The organism is Vibrio sp. 10N.261.52.A1 (assembly GCF_002876325.1).
In the GTDB taxonomy this organism is placed as follows: Bacteria; Pseudomonadota; Gammaproteobacteria; order Enterobacterales; family Vibrionaceae; genus Vibrio; species Vibrio chagasii.
Genome location: NZ_MCYD01001166.1, coordinates 1 through 2,560, shown reverse-complemented (window position 1 = coordinate 2,560; position 2,560 = coordinate 1). Strand labels below are relative to the sequence as shown.

2 protein-coding genes are annotated in these 2,560 nt (G+C 45.1%); one reads left to right on the top strand and one right to left on the bottom strand.

Annotation, left to right across the window (positions count from 1 at the left end):
- The first annotated feature begins 63 nt into the window (after nucleotides 1-63).
- Nucleotides 64-1,272 (top strand): IS256 family transposase, encoded by a 1,209-nt coding sequence (locus BCT81_RS24945; RefSeq protein WP_102426204.1) that lies wholly within the window; start codon nucleotides 64-66, stop codon nucleotides 1,270-1,272.
- A 116-nt stretch (nucleotides 1,273-1,388) separates the two neighbouring features.
- Here the strand turns inward: BCT81_RS24945 and BCT81_RS24940 are convergent, their stop codons facing one another.
- Nucleotides 1,389-2,522, bottom strand: a complete 1,134-nt coding sequence (locus BCT81_RS24940; RefSeq protein ID WP_102426205.1) for a cupin domain-containing protein — start codon at nucleotides 2,520-2,522, stop codon at nucleotides 1,389-1,391.
- Nucleotides 2,523-2,560: the final 38 nt, after the last annotated feature.

Below are 2,560 nucleotides of genomic sequence, written 5' to 3'. Positions count from 1 at the left end.
GAGACTGTCCTAAATTCTGTGTAACTGTCTAAACTTAAGCCTTAAAGGCTAAGGATGGATAGTATGGATAAGAAAGCACTTGAAGCTTTTGCTCGTGAAGCAGCTAAGTCAATTAAGACAGAAACTGATCTTGATGACTTCCGCAAAATGTTAACCAAGGTGACTGTTGAGACGGCATTGAATGTCGAGCTTGATGAGCACCTTGGTTACGAAAAACACTTCTCTAAACCTAGTTCTAACTCCCGTAATGGGTACTCCTCCAAGTCGCTTCTCACTGATGATGGTGAAGTGCCTATAGACGTTCCTCGTGACCGAGAGTCAAGCTTTGAACCAAAGCTGGTTCGTAAGCATCAAACTCGTTTCCAGTCGATGGATGACAAAATCTTAAGCCTCTATGCTAAAGGTATGACGACCCGAGAAATCGTAGCCACATTCAAGGAAATGTACGATGCGGATGTCTCACCAACCCTTATATCTAAAGTGACCGACTCTATTCTCGAGCAGGTTGTTGAATGGCAATCTCGCCCTTTAGATGAGGTCTACCCCATCGTCTATCTCGACTGCATTGTCGTTAAAATCAGACAAGATAAACAGGTCATCAACAAAGCCGTTTATCTTGCTCTAGGCGTAAACATGGAGGGGCAAAAAGAACTGCTTGGTATGTGGCTGTCAGAAACGGAAGGCGCGAAGTTCTGGCTTGCTGTACTAACAGAGCTACAAAACCGCGGAGTAAAAGACATTCTTATTGCATGTGTCGATGGTCTGAAGGGCTTCCCTGATGCCATTAATGCAGCATTCCCAAATACCCAGATACAACTCTGCATCGTCCATATGGTGAGAAACTCAGTCAAGTACGTACCTTGGAAGGACTATAAGGCGGTCACTGCCGATCTTAAGAAGATCTATCAGTCGAAAACTGAAGACGAAGCACTATTCGCCTTAGAGCAGTTATCAGATAAATGGGATGACAAATACCCTCAGATCAGCCGCTCCTGGACAGCGCATTGGAATAACCTGAACACGCTCTTCAACTACCCTGAGGACATTAGGCGAGCGATCTACACAACCAACGCTATAGAATCACTTAATAGCGTTATTAGAAAGGCGATTAAGAAGCGTAAACTGTTCCCGACTGATGAGTCGGCAAGAAAAGTGATCTTCTTAGCGATCCAAGATGCGTCCAAGAGATGGACAATGCCAATCAGAAACTGGCGACAAGCCCTGAACCGCTTTATGATTATGTTCGAAGACCGACTCACTGAATATATGTAACCCCGACAGTTACACAGAATTATTTACAGGGTCAAAAAGGGACAAATGAAGATGTCATTTGTCCCTTTTTTAGTTGTTTCTTGAAAAGTAGGTTAATAAATAGCGTCTGACGCTGCTTACTCTTCGATGAGCCAGTAGCCTTTGTTCACCAATTCAGTCACGACCGTTACGCCCGAAGGTGATAGGGCATTAGCCGAAGTAATCACGGTCTCATCGCAAAGTATGTTGAGTAACGAAGAATCCGCTTCATCCACCTTAAACACCTCACCATTGATGTAAGCCGTGTTGCTTTGATTTTCGTGGTAGAGCGCTTTCAAGCCGGATACTCGGTGGATTTCACCTTCTGACTCTAGGTGTTGGGCAATCTCTTCTTGAGTCCATAGTGGCTCTGGTGCAACGATATCAAGCTGGTGGCGTGACTGGCTCAGTAAGCAACCCATGAAGTCGCTAACCGTCTCTGGTTGCTCAAGGGCTGATTTAAGCATATCAGTCAGGTTACTCAAATCTGACGAACGAATCTTGCCGTAGCTGTCCTGCGCTTTGAACTCAGGATCGTGCAAGTGAACATCACCCATATCATGGGCAAGTACAAAGTCGGCAAAGTTACTGATCAGCTCTTGCTCTTTCGGAGAGCGGTAGCCAATGGAGTAGCTCATTGATGGTTCTAGCGTATTGCCTTCGTGTGGAAAGCCTGGCGGGATATAAAGAATATCGCCTGGTTCTAGAGTTTCATCAATGATTGGCTCAAAACCTTCGATTTGGCGTAGAGCAGAAGCTTGGACGGTCTCTTTATATTGTCCGACATCTTTTGCGCCTACTTTCCATTGACGCTTACCTTGACCTTGAATGATGAATACATCGTATTGGTCAATATGCGGTCCAACACCACCTTCAGGTGCTGAGTAGCAAATCATCAGGTCATCGAACAACCAGTTTGGTAATTGTTGGAACGCTTTCGTTAGCTCATTGGCACCTTGATGCCAATGGTTGGCTGCTTGAACGATCAGTTGCCAGTGAGACTCCGCCAGTTCACCAAATTTTTCTTCGGCGAATGGGCCGTGCTCTGCTGTCCATTGGTTGTTGAGGTTAGAAACAAAGCGAGAATCCACTTCTTCTTCCATCGATAAACCAGCAAGTTCTTCCGGCGAAATTGGGTCGACGAAGTTTTGGAAGCCACCTTTTAAGATGGTTGGTTTCTTATGCCAGTAATTTTCAAGAAACTCGGGCATAGAAAAGCTAAGTTGGTACATGTGAATCCTGTATGTTTTGATGCTAGTTGCTAGTTGCT

Coding starts and splice junctions, on each gene's coding strand:
- BCT81_RS24945 (WP_102426204.1), top strand. CDS start 64: ATGGATAAGAAAGCACTTGAAGCTTTTGCTCGTGAAGCAGCTAAGTCA.
- BCT81_RS24940 (WP_102426205.1), bottom strand. CDS start 2,522: ATGTACCAACTTAGCTTTTCTATGCCCGAGTTTCTTGAAAATTACTGG.